The sequence below is a fragment of the Vreelandella venusta genome (genome assembly GCF_007989605.1).
GTDB lineage: Bacteria > Pseudomonadota > Gammaproteobacteria > Pseudomonadales > Halomonadaceae > Vreelandella > Vreelandella venusta.
In genome coordinates this window covers 42,788-60,209 of sequence record NZ_BJUL01000001.1, presented here as the reverse complement: position 1 = coordinate 60,209, position 17,422 = coordinate 42,788, and the positions used below count along the sequence as shown (strand labels likewise).

17 protein-coding genes are annotated in these 17,422 nt (G+C 52.2%); 4 read left to right on the top strand and 13 right to left on the bottom strand.

The genetic code is table 11. The annotated features are described in order from the left end of the window. Positions 1-334 precede the first annotated feature (334 nt). The 3 genes from HVE01_RS00305 to HVE01_RS00295 form a co-directional block, all read right to left on the bottom strand. Positions 335-1,636, bottom strand: coding sequence for a TRAP transporter large permease (locus HVE01_RS00305; RefSeq protein ID WP_146941767.1), 1,302 nt, complete (start codon positions 1,634-1,636; stop codon positions 335-337). Continuing rightward, entirely contained in the window at positions 1,626-2,105 is a 480-nt protein-coding gene (locus HVE01_RS00300; RefSeq protein WP_125751129.1) for a TRAP transporter small permease, read from the bottom strand. The genes HVE01_RS00305 and HVE01_RS00300 overlap by 11 nt, the downstream gene beginning before the upstream one ends. Positions 2,106-2,170: 65 nt before the next feature. Then, entirely contained in the window at positions 2,171-3,181 is a 1,011-nt protein-coding gene (locus HVE01_RS00295) for a DctP family TRAP transporter solute-binding subunit (protein WP_125751132.1), read from the bottom strand. A gap of 249 nt (positions 3,182-3,430) precedes the next feature. Between HVE01_RS00295 and HVE01_RS00290 the strand changes: the two genes are divergently transcribed. After that, positions 3,431-4,297: a DMT family transporter gene (locus HVE01_RS00290; RefSeq protein WP_125751135.1), complete on the top strand. Its 867-nt coding sequence runs from the start codon at positions 3,431-3,433 to the stop codon at positions 4,295-4,297. A gap of 70 nt (positions 4,298-4,367) precedes the next feature. On the opposite strand, the gene HVE01_RS00285 is transcribed toward HVE01_RS00290, so the two are convergent. The 9 genes from HVE01_RS00285 to puuE all read right to left on the bottom strand — a co-directional run bounded on the left by HVE01_RS00285 (position 4,368) and on the right by puuE (position 12,425). Beyond that, positions 4,368-4,892 carry a DUF192 domain-containing protein gene (locus HVE01_RS00285; protein WP_146941765.1) on the bottom strand — a complete coding sequence of 175 codons (525 nt, stop codon included), beginning with the start codon at positions 4,890-4,892 and terminating at the stop codon, positions 4,368-4,370. Next, positions 4,889-6,073 carry an ABC transporter ATP-binding protein gene (locus HVE01_RS00280; protein ID WP_146942132.1) on the bottom strand — a complete coding sequence of 395 codons (1,185 nt, stop codon included), beginning with the start codon at positions 6,071-6,073 and terminating at the stop codon, positions 4,889-4,891. Before HVE01_RS00280 ends, HVE01_RS00285 begins: the two co-directional genes overlap by 4 nt. Before the next feature lie 28 nt (positions 6,074-6,101). Continuing rightward, positions 6,102-6,770, bottom strand: coding sequence for a molybdate ABC transporter permease subunit (gene modB, locus HVE01_RS00275; RefSeq protein ID WP_146941763.1), 669 nt, complete (start codon positions 6,768-6,770; stop codon positions 6,102-6,104). Further along, on the bottom strand, positions 6,770-7,537 hold the full coding sequence (gene modA / locus HVE01_RS00270) for a molybdate ABC transporter substrate-binding protein (RefSeq protein ID WP_146941761.1): 768 nt from the start codon (positions 7,535-7,537) through the stop codon (positions 6,770-6,772). The genes modB and modA overlap by 1 nt, the downstream gene beginning before the upstream one ends. Positions 7,538-7,540: 3 nt before the next feature. Then, entirely contained in the window at positions 7,541-9,025 is a 1,485-nt protein-coding gene (gene pyk, locus HVE01_RS00265) for a pyruvate kinase (RefSeq protein WP_125751148.1), read from the bottom strand. A 71-nt stretch (positions 9,026-9,096) separates the two neighbouring features. Continuing rightward, on the bottom strand, positions 9,097-9,945 hold the full coding sequence (locus tag HVE01_RS00260; RefSeq protein WP_146941759.1) for an HTH domain-containing protein: 849 nt from the start codon (positions 9,943-9,945) through the stop codon (positions 9,097-9,099). Between the two features lie 92 nt (positions 9,946-10,037). Then, complete coding sequence (locus HVE01_RS00255; protein WP_125751155.1) at positions 10,038-10,529, bottom strand: ureidoglycolate lyase; 492 nt, start codon at positions 10,527-10,529, stop codon at positions 10,038-10,040. Between the two features lie 112 nt (positions 10,530-10,641). Beyond that, a complete protein-coding gene (locus HVE01_RS00250; RefSeq protein WP_125751158.1) occupies positions 10,642-11,466 on the bottom strand; it encodes a bifunctional allantoicase/(S)-ureidoglycine aminohydrolase in 825 nt (274 codons plus the stop codon). Between the two features lie 11 nt (positions 11,467-11,477). After that, a complete protein-coding gene (puuE, locus tag HVE01_RS00245; RefSeq protein ID WP_146941757.1) occupies positions 11,478-12,425 on the bottom strand; it encodes an allantoinase PuuE in 948 nt (315 codons plus the stop codon). A 309-nt stretch (positions 12,426-12,734) separates the two neighbouring features. On the opposite strand from puuE, the gene HVE01_RS00240 reads away from it, so the two are divergent. From HVE01_RS00240 to HVE01_RS00230, 3 genes are all read left to right on the top strand, one after another. Then, entirely contained in the window at positions 12,735-13,490 is a 756-nt protein-coding gene (locus tag HVE01_RS00240; protein WP_146941755.1) for an aspartate/glutamate racemase family protein, read from the top strand. A gap of 209 nt (positions 13,491-13,699) precedes the next feature. Continuing rightward, positions 13,700-15,070, top strand: coding sequence for an NCS1 family transporter (locus tag HVE01_RS00235; protein WP_146941753.1), 1,371 nt, complete (start codon positions 13,700-13,702; stop codon positions 15,068-15,070). Positions 15,071-15,137: 67 nt separating this feature from the next. Continuing rightward, positions 15,138-16,604, top strand: coding sequence for an NCS1 family nucleobase:cation symporter-1 (locus HVE01_RS00230; protein WP_125751170.1), 1,467 nt, complete (start codon positions 15,138-15,140; stop codon positions 16,602-16,604). A 94-nt stretch (positions 16,605-16,698) separates the two neighbouring features. On the opposite strand, the gene HVE01_RS00225 is transcribed toward HVE01_RS00230, so the two are convergent. After that, positions 16,699-17,415 carry a GntR family transcriptional regulator gene (locus tag HVE01_RS00225; RefSeq protein ID WP_083006885.1) on the bottom strand — a complete coding sequence of 239 codons (717 nt, stop codon included), beginning with the start codon at positions 17,413-17,415 and terminating at the stop codon, positions 16,699-16,701. Positions 17,416-17,422 lie beyond the last annotated feature (7 nt).

The window sequence follows — 17,422 nt, the reverse complement described above, 5'->3', positions numbered from 1 at the left end:
GTTTTCAAGACAATCTGTTATCAACGTCGACTAGTACAGCCAACACTTACTACTTTAGCGAAAAAAAACATACTTGGCGAAATACGCAGTAAGTCATTACTGCTATAACGCCCATACACATCCTAGTGCTTGCAATTAAGTCCTGCTGTTTAACAGATAAACTTAATGCTTAGAGACAATGTACTGTAGATGACATTGCCTACCACAAGCAGCTCAGACAACAAATTCAGATTACCGATGAATTACGTTTAGTTACCGTTAACAGCCATGCCGTATTCGCATAGCGTATAGCGGATTAAGCATCTTATGACGAACTACGCCAGCCATGGGATTGCTAGATGTTGTAACCAAGTACTGATGGCAACCACAGCGCAATACTTGGAAAAATAGCCACAAGAGCGAGTGCACACCCCATCGCCACAACAAACAGCAACGCCCACCCCAAAGTCTCTTCCAAACGGATTTTGGCAACCTCTGTGGTTACCATTAAATTCACCGCAACCGGCGGGGTAAATTGACCAATAGCAATGTTCATCGCTAGCAGAATGCCGAACCAAACGGGGTTCCATTCAAAGTGCTGCATGACGGGGATAAGCACTGGCATCATGATGAGATAGATAGAAATAGCATCAAGCAGCATGCCTGCGACTAATACCGCCAGCATGACCAGCACCAGCAGCAAAACACCGTTGTCTGTTAAGCCAATAATCCACTCTGCCAAATGGCGGAAAGTCCCCAGCATTGTTCCGGCCCAAGCAAAAATACCCGCTAGAGCGATAATCAGCATCACCACTCCAGAAATAATCGCGGCCTCTCCTAACAATTCCCATAGGTCACGTAACGAAAGCTCTTTCGTCAAAAACAGTCCCACGATGGTGCCATAGGCAACTGCTACGACGGCAGCTTCTGTCGGCGTAAATAGACCTGAGCGCAGCCCCCCTAAAATGAGCACTGGAGCAAATAAAGCGGGCAATGCTTGCCTAAACGTCGTACGCACGGTCAAGGTTTCAGCGCCTGCTACCGGTGTTCCTTCCCAGCCGTAACGCTTAGCAACGATCATCGCAGGCAGCAGCAGCGCTAGCCCTGCCAAAATGCCGGGAAAAAGCCCTGCGGCAAATAACGCGCGCAGATCAACACCGGGCACCACAATCGAGTAAAGAATTAGCGCCACGGAAGGAGGGATTAGGATAGCGGTGGAGGCTGATGCTGCAATAAGCGTTGCGGAAAATGGCTTTGGGTAGCCCGCCTTCGTCATGCTCGGCAGCATTACCATAGCCACTGCCGCCGCATCCGCCGGGCCCGAACCGCTCATACCGCCCATAATCATACACACCAGCACCGCGACCAACGCTAGGCCGCCATGACGAGGCCCAATAAGAGCCTGAGCAAAGCGTACCAAGCGTAACGCCACACCTGAGCGCTCAAAAATCAGTCCCGTCAGTATGAATAGCGGTATCGCGATTAAAGGATATTTAGCAATGCTGTTATAGGTATTGGTGCCCAGCGTCGCTAACATATCTGGCGAAAGCCCAGCCACAATTCCCACCGAGCCAGCCAAGGCGAGCGAAAATGCCACGGGCACACCTGCTATCAAAAATCCAGCAAAGGCAAGAATCATCCAAATATCAGGCGTCATTATTCAGCCCTCCATTTAATCGATCTCGGGTTTGCTGAACAAGACGCCACACCATGGCAAAGGACAATATCGGCAGCCATACTAAGTACCACCACTGGGGCAACCCTAACCCCGGCGATAGCGATTCCCATTGGTACTCTTGCCAAGCTAGCTTTCCACCATACCACGTAATCAAGCCCAGAACGGTTACCCCGCATAGCGCTTGAAATAGAATAAGGGCACTGCGCCAGCGCCCAGGTAGCGCCCGCTCCAAAAAACCAATACGAATATGACGGTTTCGCCTAAGCGCCACCGATGCCCCTGCAAAGGTAAGCACCACTAGTAAGAATACGGAAAATTCTTCGGTAAACGAGAATGAGCCACCTGTCAGGTAACGTGTGACCACATTTCCCAAACTAATCAACGAAATAATAATAAGTGACAGCGCACCCAGCCAACGTTCAGGGCGTGCATCGGGAAAGCCTTTCATGGCAGCCTCACAACAGAAAAAGCTACCGGCCCTGTAGGCCGGTAGTTAAAACACCAAAGGATTCATTAACGTGCGTCGATAGCCGACCGAGCCGCGTTAACCACATCTTCACCAATGCGCGGTGCCCATTTTTCGTAAACGGACTGGGTGGCTTCAACAAAGGCTTGGTACTGTTCATCGGTTAACTCCGTAACCGTCACACCACGCTCTTGAATAGCCGCCAGGCGCTCGCTTTCCTCCTCGCGCGTCATGGCGATTTCCCACTCCCCAGCCTCAATTGCCGTTTCACGCAACAGCGTTTGCTGCTCTTCATCAAGCGACTGCCATACCTGCTGGTTAACTGCAAAAACCAGCGGGTCATTCATGTAGTTCCAGAGCGTTAAGTGCTCCTGGCCCACCTGATCAATACGCGCAACATCAAAGACTGAAAGCGGGTTCTCTTGCCCGTCAACCGCGCCGGTGGTTAACGCTGGCTGAGCATCTGTCCAACTCATTTGCGTCGGATCAGCGTTAAGAGCAGAGAAGGTATCCTGGAACAGCGGTGAGCCCACCACGCGAATTTTCAGGCCCTCCAAATCTTCTGGCTGACTAATCGGCCCACGGGAGTTTGACACTTGGCGGAAGCCATTTTCGCCCCAGGCCAGCGGCATAACACCACGGGATTCAATTGCCGCAAAGACCAACTCACCCGCTTCGCCGCCAGTAACCGCATCCACAGCAGCCTCATCGGGAATAAAGAATGGTAAAGAGAATAAATTCAGTTCAGGAACCTGGGGCGACCAGTTAATCGTCGAGCCTACCGCAGCATCGATTAGCCCCGAACGCATAGCCGAAAATTCACGAGTTTGATCACCTGAGACTAACTGAGAGTTTGGATAAACTCGCAGCGTTAGTTCTCCACCACTGCGCTCCTCCACCAATTCCGCCCATTTTTCCGCCGCTTGCCCCCATGGGAAAGCATCCGATAAAACAGTGGAAACAGAGAGTTCACGTGCTTGTGCAGAGAAAGAAGCCGAGAGTAAAGCCGCACCAGCTAAACCTACTGTTAAACGAGCCATAGAGCGTGTCAGCGTCATTATTGTCGATCCTTTTTTATCAATTGGTATCCAGCGATATCTATTATCTACCCACAGTGCGCCGCTATTGGCTACAACATAAACGCTAAAGCAGGCAACGCTCTATTGTAGGCACTCATGAGTTTAAAGGAAGTCGGTCGTTAGCATTTCACCGTTAACTGTGGGTAGATGAGCACCGCGCCATTACGCTGCAGTAGCGCTTACTGATATGCTAAAGCCACTGTTAAATCGTGATCAACGGATATCAACGTGCCACTACGCGACCTGTTGTTAGGCCTATTTGTCATCGCCATTTGGGCGCTGAATATTATTGTCATAAAGGTGGGGGTGGCGGAGCTACCACCGCTACTAATGACGACTCTGCGCTTTGCGCTGGTCGCTGTCCTATTGGTGCCTTTCTACCCTGTCGCTCGCGCTCAGCTGCCTTTTTTGCTCTTACTCTCTTTCACGTTTGGCAGCCTGCATTTTGCGCTGCTGTTTATCGGTTTAGGCCAAGCAGAAGCAGGCACTGGAGCGCTGCTGGTACAGATGGGTATGCCGTTTGCCACGCTACTGGCAGTGGTATTTCTTAAAGAAAAACTGGGAGCAAAGCGCATCGTGGGACTGCTGTTCTCTTTCGCGGGCATCATTGTGCTCGCAGGCGGGCCAACGTTGCCCTCGCCACTACCGCTGACGATTCTGTTGTTAAGCGCGTTTGGCTGGGCAGTTTCCCAACTGTTGATTAAGCGCGGTCCGCCTATCGCTCCCTTAGCACTGGCAGGCTGGGTAGCGCTGTTTGCGGTTCCTCAGGTCGCGTTAGGGTCTTGGCTATTTGAAACAGGCCAGTGGCAGGCCATTCAGCAAGCAAGCTGGCGCGGATGGGGAGCGATGATTTACACCGCGGTAATGTCATCAATTGTTGCTTATGGCATTTGGTATGCCTTACTACGCCGTCATCCTGTCAATCGCGTGGTACCAATGACCTTACTAGTACCGGTACTTGCTGTTGGCTTGGGCGTGCTATTGATGGGCGACAGCTTAGGAATCCATAAGCTGGCAGGCGGGGGGCTTGTGGTAGCCGGTATTGCTCTAATCGTGCTCAACGTTGGTAAGCGTCGTCCAGCAAAGCCACTGTAGTACGCCGGTGTCGGCGTACTGTTTCTAAGTGCCTGTTATAAGTGCTCGTTATAAGTGCTCGTTATAAGTGCTATGCATCAGGGCGGCAAAACCCAGCCAAAGCAGGGACTGATACACAGTCGCCCACCTGGATACTGCGCTCAGCGAAGTAGCCTGCGTTAACCTCCAGCGCGGCATGGTAAGACGCACCGGCTGGGTAAGCGGGGCACTCACGGGGAGTATCGGACGCACAGGGTTGCATGGTGTTGATCGCCACAATGCGCCCTTCACTGTTGATAAAAGCAATATCCAACGGGATTAACGTGCGGTACATCCAAAAGGCGTTGCCAGCGGGCTGTTCGCTCTCGAACCGGAACAGCATGCCACGCGCTTCCGGCAGGTGCTCGCGCTCCATTAAGCCGCGCTGTCGCTGAGCGGCGGTCTCGGCCACTTCAACGTCTAATCGATGAGGGCCTTCCTGGCTGTGAATCGCCAGCGGCAATGTCGAGGCTTGGCGAGATTCATCAGCCCAAGCGCTCAACAGCGGCAACGGTAAGCTCGCCGCTAGTGAAACTCCCAAAGACGTCTTCAGTAGCTGACGGCGAGTAACAGTCATGGCAGGTTCCTTTTATGATGAGAGGGCATGTTATTAGCGGACTGGTTATTTGAAGCTAGGTTATTTGAAGCTAGGTTATTTGAGGATATATGGCGTGACGACGTAGCCACATGTTTTCCTGACATAATATGAATGCCTTCAGCAAGCAGCGACACATATACCGGCTCCCCCAGTGCTAGCTGGTTGCGCCTAGCAGCATGGGTGGCAATATCGAAACGTAGCATATCGCCATGTAAAACACGCAGCGAGATTGAGGTGATACCGCCAAGAACGATCATTTCATGCACAATAGCGGCCACCGGGTTTTCACGCTCGCCCTGTGAAGGTCGACCACGGCGATGCAGCACAATGTCGGAAGGCGGCAAGTACCACGTCACTCTCTCACCCAGCGGCAGATCAGAGAGGCCTGCAGCAACCTCTAAGTATCGATCCCCCCACTGCAGCTGTTTCTGGCCATTAACGCTAGTCACTTCACCCTCAAAAATATTGTGGCGATCTAAAAGCCTTGCCACCAGCGGCGAAGCAGGCCGCCGAAATAGTGTTTCCGGGCTCCCCTGCTGCAGACTTACGCCGTTATGCAGCACGCAAATTTGATCTGCTAGCGCAGTGGCTTCTTCTAAATCGTGGGTAACCAAGATAATGGGAATCGATATTTGCTGGCGCAACAGCGCCAGTTCTCGCTGCAATCGGCGTCGGGTCACCTGGTCAACGGCTGAGAAGGGTTCATCTAACAACAGTACCTGCGGCTCACGAGCTAAGGCGCGTGCCAGCGCCACCCGCTGGCGCTGGCCGCCAGAAAGCTCGTTAGGAAAGCGCTTTTCCAGCCCCTCCAAACGCACATTGGCAAGCCACTGCTGGGCACGGTGCGGCCGTTCAGAGTGAGGAAGGTGTCCCAGGGCAAGCTGAACATTCGCTAGCGCACTAAGATGGGGAAACAGTGCATAATCTTGAAATACGATGCCGATTTTTCGCTGCTGAGGGGTAAGCGAGTAACGCCGCTCCGTTGCTAACCAAGTGCTGCCCAAACATGCCACCTGGCCTTGCTCTGGTTGATATAGGCCAGCGATAGTACGCAGTAAGGTAGTTTTGCCACTGCCGGACGGGCCTACCAGTGCTAGAAGTTCACCCGCAGGACAGCTAAATGTCGCATCCAGCGGTATCGGGCCGCACTGTTTAGCCATTACCTCCAGCCCACTGCCCGTGTTCACTTTAGCCACGTCCCCACCTGCGCTTGCCTGCAAGCCCGTACACCAGACCTAGGGTTGTTAACGACACCAATAGCAGCAGCGCTGACATACGTGCGGCCCCCTGCTCATCGAACGCCTGTACCCGATCATAAATAGCAATCGCTAGCGTGCGGGTTTCCCCATCAATCGCACCACCAACCACTAAAATCACCCCAAACTCTCCCAACGTATGGGCAAATGTTAATGCGATAGCAGAAAGAATGCCCGGCCATACCAGCGGTAGTTCAATGCGCAAAAATGTTTGCCAAGGGCTCAGCCCGCTGCACCAGGCAGCTTCACGCAGATTAGTTGGCACATTCTCAAACGCGCGTTGAATAGGCTGAATCGCAAAAGGTAAATTAGCGATTAGTGAGGCGAGCAAGATACCGCTAAAAGTGAAGTTGAGCCCGCCTCCTGTTAACGAAGCCCAAACACTTCCCAGAGGAGCGTCACGGCCAAATTGCTGTAGCAAGTAAAAACCAAGCACGGTGGGTGGCAACACTAACGGTAACGCCACTAGCGCTTCGCATAGCACTTTGCCGCGAAAATGTGCGGTAGCCAATGCACGGCCTAGCCACACCCCAACGGGCAGCAAAAAAAGACAGGTCAAGCCTGCTAAGCGCAGCGATACCGAGAGCGCTGTCCAGTCCATTAATCTGTATTAAAACCGTACTGTTGGAAAATAGCCTGCGCGTCTGTTTGCTGAAGCCACGCATAGAAAGCCTGAGCCACCTCTCCTGCCTGAGGTGTAAGTACCATACGTTGACGCAACGGTGTGTGCCACGCTTCGGGAATCAATACAAACTCACTTCGCTCGCTGAGGGTTGGAGCCAGCACTAATGAGTACGCTACTAACCCACCCCGGGCATCATCCGACAGAGCAAACTGCAGCGTTTGCGATACATTTTCGCCTTGAATGCGCAATGGCTCGCTAGCTTCCCACAGCCCAGCCTGTAGCAATACCTCTTGAGCAGCAACTCCGTAAGGCGCGTGTTCAGGGCTGGCAATCGCGATACGCTGACGCCGCCCCTCCTCAAGTGCAGCAATAGCTTCATAAACACCAGCAAGCGGCGTGTGTGCCTCAGGTGGTGGGTACTTTCCTTTAGGCTGCGCCCACGCTAGCCGACCACGAGCGTAAATAACGCCCTCGTTATCGACGTGGCCTTGTTGAAAAAGCGCTTGTACAAAAGATTCGTTCGCCGAGAGAAATAGCTCAAAGGGAGCCCCTTGAGCAATTTGGCGGCGAAAATTTCCGGAGGAACCAAAATTGAGGCGCAGCGCATGGCCCGTTTGCTGGGTAAAGCGTTGCGCAGCCTCTTCCAGTGCAAACTGCAGATTAGAAGCTGCTGCAATAATAGGTGCGCCTGCAAACACAGGCGCAGTAACAAACAGTAAACACGTTAATAGCAGGATTCGCATCAATCAGCGCTGCGCTTGCTCAATATGCTGTTCGGTAATTGCCATGATCTTCATGGTATTAGTGCCGCCATGAGCATTCATATGATCACCTCGCGTCAGTATCACATGATCACCAAGCTTAACAACACCCTGCTTAACCAACAGCGTCAGTGCTTCGTCATTCAACTCTGTGGCGCTCATTGCTGAGGTATCAAACGGCAGTGATACAACACCACGATAAAGCGCCATACGGCGTTGAGCAATGGGGGTGTGGGCAAGTCCTACGATAGGTAAGCCTGAACGAATACGCGAGGCAATTAGCGGCGTATAACCCGAAGAGGTCATACAGGCAATCGCAGTCACGCCTTTCATATGGTTAGCAGCATACATTGCCGAAAGTGCAATGGTTTCGTCTGGCCGTGAGAAACCTTCATGAATACGGTGCCCTGACTCTTGGGCAGTTTTCTCACGTTCGGCGCCTAAGCATACTCGTGCCATCGCCTCAACGGTTTCCAGTGGGTAATCGCCTGCAGCCGTTTCGGCGGAAAGCATTACCGCATCACTGCCATCCAGCACTGCGTTGGCAACGTCAAATACCTCTGCGCGGGTAGGCAGCGGCGCAGAAATCATGCTTTCCATCATCTGCGTGGCGGTAATCACAGCGCGGTTAAGCGAACGCGCGCGCTTGATCATGCGCTTCTGCACGCCGACCAACTTGGCATCGCCAATCTCGACCCCTAAATCGCCACGCGCCACCATGACCGCTTCTGATGCTTCAATAATGCCATCAAGGGTTGCCTCATCCGCTACGGCTTCAGCACGTTCTACCTTGGCAACTAAGCCAATATCTTTACCTGCTTCACCGAGTAAACGGCGCGCCTCTAACATATCTTCCGCATGACGGGGGAACGAGATAGCGAGGTAGTCGACACCAATCTCAACAGCGGTTTTTAGGTCAATTTTATCTTTCTCGGTCAACGCGGGAGCAGAAAGCCCACCACCTTGCTTGTTAATACCCTTATGGTTGGAGAGCTTACCGCCCACCACCACCTCGGTGTGTACCTGTTGCCCCTCTACCCGTGTAACATCTAGCACCACCCGACCGTCATCTAGCAGCAGGCGATCACCGGCAGTCACATCTTGCGCCAAGGTTTTGTAGTCACAGCCCACTTGGTGTACATCACCCGCATCGCCATCAAGTGCCATATCGAGAATAAACGGCTGGCCCTCTTGAAGAACCACCGCGCCCTCTTTGAAGCGCGCGATACGAATTTTAGGGCCTTGCAGATCCCCCAGTGCTGCGACACTACGGCCCAGCTGAGTAGCAATTTCGCGCACACGCATTAAGCGTCGACGATGATCCTCTGCGGTGCCATGCGAGAAGTTTAAACGCACCACATCAACACCCGCCGCTAGCATGGCTTCTAAGACACCTTCTCGGTCGCTGGCGGGGCCCAAAGTGGCAACAATTTTAGTACGACGGATCGAAGAGAAGTGCAGTGCGTTCATAATTTTCCTAATTATTAATAGAATGAGAATAAAAACTTAATAAATGCTCATCAGCGTGGGGGCAACTACCACTACTGTGCCAACGCCTGCTGGATAAACATCTCGCAATGCTGCCGTGCAGGGCGGCTTTGCAGCCCTGCCCAGTAATGTTCGAATTCAGGACGACGTGGTAGGGTTCCAAACTGCATTCCCCATCCAATGTGGGAGCCGACATAAATATCGGCAGCACTGAAAACATCACCAGCGATATAGCGGCGCCCATTAACGGCCGCAGCCAGAGCCTCAATCACCGTCGCAAAGTCGCCGGAACCTAGCCGCATCCGCTGCTCTGGGTTAGGTTGGAAGCCCAAGCTGTTAAGCGAGGCAGCCGCTTCTAGCGGCCCAGCAGCGAAGAATAACCAGCGATAATAGTCGGCTCTGGCTGAAAGCGGCGGTGCCAAACCTGCCTCGGGAAAAGCATCGGCAAGATAAGCGCAGATAGCGGCAGCCTCCGTGACCACTCGCTCACCGTGGCGAATAGCCGGCACCTTACCCATCGGGTTGATGGCTAAATAGTCTGGCGCATGCATTGTGGCGCCGTACTCCAGGACCACCAAGCGATAAGGTACGCCAAGCTCTTCAAGCATCCAGTGCACAATGCCTCCCCGCGAGAGGGGGTGAGTATAGAAAACCAGCTCATCAGACCGTTCGGCGGCTGGCTCACAAAGCGCTGTGGGAGGTAATTGAACGCTAGGCGGGAGCACATAGCCTTGGCCTGGCTCACTAACAATCTCGACACCTACGGCTCTAAGCACAGCAATATCTTTGTAGAGAGCGCTTAGCGGTATACCTAGCGCTTCAGCCAGATCCGCACCGCTGATTGGATCATCGTAGTGACGCAGCATTTTAAGTAGTTTTGGCAAACGGTGGGCTTGTGACATGCTGGCCTCCTACGCGCAATCTGCGCTCTATTTTTCTCGTTCAGTCAAAAGCTAACCTGAGCAAGATGACAAGCGTATGCTGTTAGCGCAAGCTATTCGCCTAGAGTAACGGTAATATCAAGCGAATACTCATCGCAGTTATTGCCATCTCCCCCCCGATCTACCACTAAAAACTCGCCCTCACGCTCAAGCACCGACTGAATAGCATGCCAGGTGCCTGCCCGATAATTGACACCCTGACGGCCATCGGTCACAAACGCGCGCACATCTGCAGTATTAATGGTGTCGCCAGGAGGGGCTACCACCACAATAAAGCGTTCTTGATGCAGCGGCATAAAGGCTTGGCTACCCTGAGGGTGGCGCTCCAAAAAGGTTAATTCCAACGGTAGCGTAATCGGCTGACTGACAAAAATATTAATCAGCGTATGGGCGTTGTCGCCTAATGTCTCAACGCTCGCTAGGTCATGATGACGCTGGGTACGACCAGCATTAATGGGAAACGATGCTGACGTGCGGGCATCGATCACATCGCCAAAAGGCGCAAACGCCTCGGCGGTTAGCGGTTCGGCTATCAATTTAATCATTACAAAATCCTAAAATAGGCGGCTCCACCGGATAACAACACAGCGAAGCAGCCAACGTCGGAATTCAACTATCAGAACTTACACACCAAAACTTAAACGCCTAAACTCAATGCTAGAGCTTGAGAGCGGCATGGCGGTTAACATCTTTGTACAGTAAGTAACGGAATGGCCCCGGGCCACCGGCGTAACACGCTTGAGGGCAAAAGGCGCGTAGCCACATAAAGTCACCTGCCTCTACCTCAATCCATTGCTGGTTTAGGTGATACACCGCCTTCCCTTCCAACACATAAAGCCCATGCTCCATCACGTGAGTTTCATCAAAAGGAATCACGCCACCTGGCTGAAAAGTCACGATATTGACGTGCATGTCATGGCGCACATCAGCAGGATCGACAAAACGCGTGGTTGCCCAACGCCCTTCGGTTCCCGGCATTTCGATGGGAGCAATGTCTTGCTCATTAGTGACGAAAGCTTGGGGTACGTCTAACCCCTCCACAAACTGATACGCTTTACGCACCCAATGAAAACGTACGGGAGCAGAGGACTCATTGCGCACTTGCCAGTGGCTACCTGGGGGAAGAAACGCATAGCCACCGGGGCGCATGGTATGGCGTTCCCCCGCCAGAGTAAGCGTTAACTCACCTTCCACAATGAACAGTACGCCTTCGGCCTGGGGGTCTAGCTCCGGCTTTTCACTGCCGCCCTCAGGCTGCACTTCCATAATGTATTGCGAGAACGTTTCAGCAAAACCTGAAAGCGGACGTGCCAGCACCCATAAACGAGTGCCTTCCCAGAAAGGTAAGTTGCTGGTGACAATATCGCGCATCACGCCTTTGGGAATCAACGCAAACGCTTCTGTGAACACGGCACGATCAGCGGTTAGCTGTGTTTGTGGCGGATGCCCCCCCGTAGGGGCGTAGTATGGAGATTTATTCATTATTTTGCCTTTTAGCGGGTTGGAGCGGGATGGTGTTCTGCCCAGTGGCGAGCAATATCCACACGGCGAGCTACCCAAACGCGGTCATGGGCTGCGATATGATCTAAAAAGCGCTGTAAAGCGCGGAAACGTCCAGGGCGCCCTAGTAAGCGGCAGTGCATACCAATAGAGAGCATTTTGGGCGCCTCTTCCCCTTCTGCGTAAAGCACATCAAAGGCATCGCGCAGGTAGGTAAAGAAGTGATCCGCCGTGTTGAAACCTTGCGGGGCTGCAAAGCGCATATCATTAGTGTCTAAAGTATAGGGCACAATAAGGTGGTTATGCTCACTGCCCTGGCTATCGGTCACCTGCGTCCAGAAAGGCAAGTCGTCGCCGTAGTAGTCGCTATCGTAAAGGAAGCCGCCCTCATCCAAAATCAACCGTCGCGTATTCGGGCTATCGCGCCCTGTGTACCAGCCTTGTGGCTTCTCACCGTAAAGACGCTGAAAAATGTCCATGGCTTTCTGCAAGTGCTCTCGCTCAACATGCTCGGAGACTTCTTGGTAATGGATCCAGCGATAGCCGTGGCAGGCAATTTCATGTCCCAGCTCTTTAAACGCTTGAGCGACCTCAGGATTGCGTTCTAGAGCCATAGCGACACCAAATACCGTCAGTGGCAAATCACGCTTTTCAAACTCACGTAAAATCCGCCAGACGCCGGTTCTGGAACCATACTCATAGATCGATTCCATACTTAGGTGGCGATCTGGATAGCTGGCCGCGCCAATGATTTCAGACAGAAACTGCTCTGATCCGGCGTCGCCGTGAAGAACACAGTTCTCCCCACCTTCTTCATAATTCAACACAAACTGAACGGCAATTTTCGCATTGCCTGGCCAATTAGCATGAGGAGGGGTACGACCATATCCCACTAGGTCGCGAGGGTAAGCATTCGATGGTCGATCAGGTGAATAGGACATTCAACGGCTCCTTTATACGCTTGTAGATAGCTGGTTGCAGAGCATTTTATTGGAATTAAAGATCTACAATACAGAAAATAATTGTATACAAAATAACGGCTTTATAGAACAACCGCAATCTAACAGCCGCTTAATTAGCTGAGATGGCTAGCATTTTAAAGTAGCAAAGTCGCTAACTTGTTGAAACCTGAACATTTGGTCAAATAACACTTGTATTTAAACCGTATAAAAAGGGCTTGCGATCCGTGCGAAACCGCCCTATTTTCGTATACAAGATGCTCAATTTTGTCTACCAGCGAGCGATTCAACATGCATATACGCATAATCAATCCAAACACAACAGCCTCAATGACGGCTGCCATTCATCAAGCCGCCCAGCGACAGGCAGCGGCATCGACAACGGTTACCGCCACCCAGCCCGATGCGGGGCCGGTGTCCATCGAGAGTCATTTTGACGAGGCCATTAGCGCAGTCGGTGTTGCCGAAGAAGTTCTTAAAGGAGAACGCGAAGGCGGCATCGATGCTTACGTGGTGGCCTGCTTTGGCGACCCTGGTTTACTCGCAGCCCGCGAATTAACCCGTGCCCCCGTCATCGGCATTGCGGAAGCCGCCTTTCATTTAGCCACGCTTGTCAGCACCCGCTTCTCGATTGTGACGACGTTAGGGCGTACCGGCATTATTGCAGAACACTTACTTGAACAGTATGGATTCCGCCACCACTGTCGCCGCATACGCGCTGCAGAAATTCCGGTTCTCGATCTTGAGCATCACCCTGATGCCGCCTTCACCCGCATTGTCGAAGAGTGCTGTCGCGCCCGCGATGAAGACGGCATTGGCGCCATCGTTTTAGGGTGCGGCGGGATGGCGAATCTGACTGAAGAGATTAGCCGCGAAGTTGGCTTACCGGTGATAGAAGGCGTTAGTGCCGCGTTAAAGCTTGCGGAGTCGTTGGTTAGCCTAGGTCTCCACACCAGCAAACATGGTGACTTGGACTACCCTCGTCCGAAAGCATTTACCGGCAAGTTCTCCGCACTCTCCGATCTTCACCTCCCCTCACCAAGGTAAATATTACTTAGATAGAAACACGTAGTCGTCATGACTTAAAAGACTGGTCTTAAAACAGATCTTAAAAACAGATCTTAAAAAAACAGGCCTTAAAAGAATAACTTCAAAAATAACTGTATTCCCGTTAGCACGCCATGCCGCAAGCATCGCTTGGGCGCGTAATGCGCTCAAGCTGCCAATAACACCGACAATCTTGCGAGGACGGAAACATGAGCAACTCTAACCCTGCTCTCACGTCACAAGAACCACCCGCTGCGAACACTGCAACAGATGACAAAGCCATTGGCGCAGAAAGCCTAGCACCACAAAGCACGCGAATTATGGGACGAACGTCCTACTTTTTGGCCTGGTTTGGTGGATGCGTCTCAATTGGCACCTTTGCCATGGGCTCAAGCGTGGTGGGCACCTTAAATCTACTACAGGCAACACTCGCGATAGCGATTGGCTGCTTTGTGATCGGTATTGCGTTGGCAGTTAATGGCGCAGCTGGCTACAAATATGGCATTCCTTTTATGGTGCAAGCGCGCAGTGCCTTTGGCTTTAGTGGCACCCGTATTCCTGGATTGGTCAGGGCTGTGCCGGCGGTAGTATGGTACGGTTTTCAAAGCTGGATTGGCGCAGGCGCGCTCAATATGGTGTCTGCCACACTGTTCGGCTTCGATAACCTGATCTTCTACTTTATTACCTTCCAATTTTTACAGATTGGTTTATCAGTGCTGGGCTTTCAGGGCATTAAATGGCTTGAGAATATCGGCAGCGTCTTTATTTTGCTTTCACTGATGTATATGTTCTACGCCACGGTGCAACGCTACGGCGATGAGCTGTCGGCCAGCATTCTGACCATGGAGGGCTCTTGGGGCTTGCCGTTCTGGAGCGCTACCATGCTGTTTCTGGGCATTTATAGCACCATGATGCTGAATGTTAGCGACTACTCACGAGAGCACAAAAAAGGCACCCGCCAAAGCTTATTAACAACGATCTACGCCATGTCGATTCTGCCCTGTACGCTATTTATGGGTTTGATTGGCTACATGGTGTCAGAGGCGACAGGCACAGCAGACCCCATCCAGGTATTTGCTAACGCTGTGGACAACACGCCACTGCTAATGACCACACTGCTATTCATCGCCTTTGCACAGGTCACCACGAACGTACTGAATAATGTGGTGCCCCCCACCTACGTGTTAATGGACGTCTTTAAACTTAAGTTTCCAGTCGCTACCGTTATTGTAGGCCTACTGGCATTTGCCACTTTCCCATGGAAACTTGTTCAGCCTGAGTCGGCTGCAGGTTTGCAGCTATTCGTGCAAACGTACTCAGCGTTTCTTGGGCCTATCTTTGCCATTCTCGTCGTCGATTACTACGTCATCCGCCGTCGCACACTGGACATTAGTAAACTATACGACCCTTCTGGCCCCTATCAAGGCATCAACAAAGCCGCCTTAATTGCCACGGTAGTCGGCATTGTGGCCGCGCTAACATTCTCTTCAATCTCATGGTACGCCAGCCTTATTCCTGCCGGGTTGAGCTATTACCTACTGATGAAGCATTGGCCTGCCTGCCAGCGTTTTACACAGTAACCATGATGCGTATTTGCCTGCTCACGATACGTGGCAGGCAATCGCTTCCGACAAGAGAGCGTTAACCATGAATAAGCAGCCATCTAGTAGTGATCTTGATATAAAGCAAATTGATCCCACTCTTTACAATGAAGACCTTGCGCCTTTAAAGCCCCAAGACCGTAACTGGGGCGCGTTTGAAATTTTCAACGTATGGTCGAATGACATTCAAAGCCTGTTTGGCTACACGCTGGCGGCATCGCTATTTCTGTCTTACGGACTGAATGGCTGGGCTGTAATGGCAGCCATCATTCTAGCCGGTGTCATTGTCATGTTTCTGGTCAACCTGACCGGAAAACCGAGTGTCAAATACGGTATCCCTTTTCCTGTTATGGTTCGCGCCAGCATGGGAGTGCGGGGGGCTAACCTGCCAGCGATGTTACGCGCGATCGTTGGCATTTTTTGGTACGGCGTACAGACTTACTTTGCCTCAACGGCTGTAGCGCTGCTCATCACAGCCCTGTTTGGGGCTGGCAATGGCAGCACTTTTCTGGGCCTTTCGGGGGTCGCTTGGCTGTCTTTCGTGATTGTCTGGCTATTTCAAATTGCCATTTTCTGGCAAGGCATTGAGCGCATCAAACACTTTCTAAACTGGGCAGGGCCGCTGGTTTATGTAGTGATGGTCGTACTGATGATCGTTGTATGGTTCCAAGCCGGAAGTGAACTACTACCCGCAGTGAGCACTATTTTTAGCGGTAGCGGCGAGCAAAGTGGCAGTAGTCTTGGGGCATTTCTAGCCATTGTTGGCACCATGGTGGCCTACTTTGCTGCGGTAGTGATTAACTTTGGCGATTTCACTCGTTTTGTCAAAACTGAGCGCCAAATGAAACTTGGCAACTTGCTAGGCTTGCCGCTTAACGTCGCCTTTTTCTCGTTTATTGCGTTAATCATTACGGCTGGCACATTGGTACTATTTGGAGATGCACTAACCAATCCCGCCGACATTGTTGAGCGTGTTGATTCGTTACCATTGACCATTGTGGCTGCCCTCACCTTCTTCGCGGCCACCGTAGGCATCAACTTGGTGGCTAACTTTATTCCGCCGGCTTACGACCTGGCCAACCTGTTTCCCAGCAAAATCAGTTTTAAAATGGGTGGCCTAATTACCGCAGTGATTGCCTTCTTTGTGGGTGCGCTATGGATTTCAGTGATTAGCCAAATCGGCGTACCTGGTTTCGTTAACGCGCTAGGTGCCATTGTGGCTCCGTTTTACGGCATCATTGTGGTGGATTACTACCTGATCAAACGCCAACACCTTAATATGCAAGAGCTATTCTCCTCAGCGCCCAGTGGCGCCTACTACTACGTTAATGGCTGGAATAGCCGTGCATTGGTTGCTTTCGGCAGTGCAGCGTTATTTTCACTCTCTACGGTTGTCGTGCCCGCGTTCGAAAGCCTTGGCGGCTATGGGTGGCTGATTGGCGCGGGGTTAGGTGGGCTGTTCTATTTTGGCTTAATGCGCCAGTTCAAGGCCGCCCCAGCACCTGCGGTGTAAGTACTCACACAGCATTAAACTTGCTAGCTCCACAAAAAAGCCCAGGCCTAAAGGCCTGGGCTTTTCACTGCTTATATTTCACTACTTAACCTGCTTAACCACCAAAAATTTGCTGCAGGTCTGGCACATTCTCTTCTTCTTCAACCATCGAGAGTGATGCTTCAATCGCTTTAAGATGGCGGCTCATAAACGCTTTCGCACGCTCACCATTGCCCGCTTCCAGATAGCCGATTAAATCATCGTGATCATGGGATTCGCAGCCTAAGTGGCCACGATGACCGTAAACCGCCAGAATCAACGACGAGCGTGAGCACAGACGTTCAACAAACTCAGCAAGGGTTGCATTACCCGATAGCTGGGCAAGGCGCACGTGAAAGTCAGCTGACAGGCGGATAGCAACGCTCTGTTGACCGTTGCGCAACGCTTGACGCTCCTGACGAGCCATCTCGCGTAGTTCAGCGGCCTCTTTCTCTCCAACCCGCCTGGCCACATCAGGCATCAGCCCACACTCAATCATCTGGCGTGCGTCGAACACATCCTTGGCCTCTTCGGCGGTAGGCCGTGTCACGCTGGCTCCCCGACGTGGTGTGAGCGTTACCAACTGTTCTAATGCTAAGCGCTGCAAGATTTTACGAATACCGGTACGGCTAATGCCAAAGACGTCTGACAAGGCGTCTTCGCGCAGCCGAGCACCCGGTTTTAGCCGCTGCTCTACAATGGCGTCGCTAACCGCGCGATAGATTGACTCGTGACGCTCCTCGCCTTCTTTTTCTGCGGGTCTTTGCTTTAACGCCGCCTGCGCATCACTCATAGGGTCT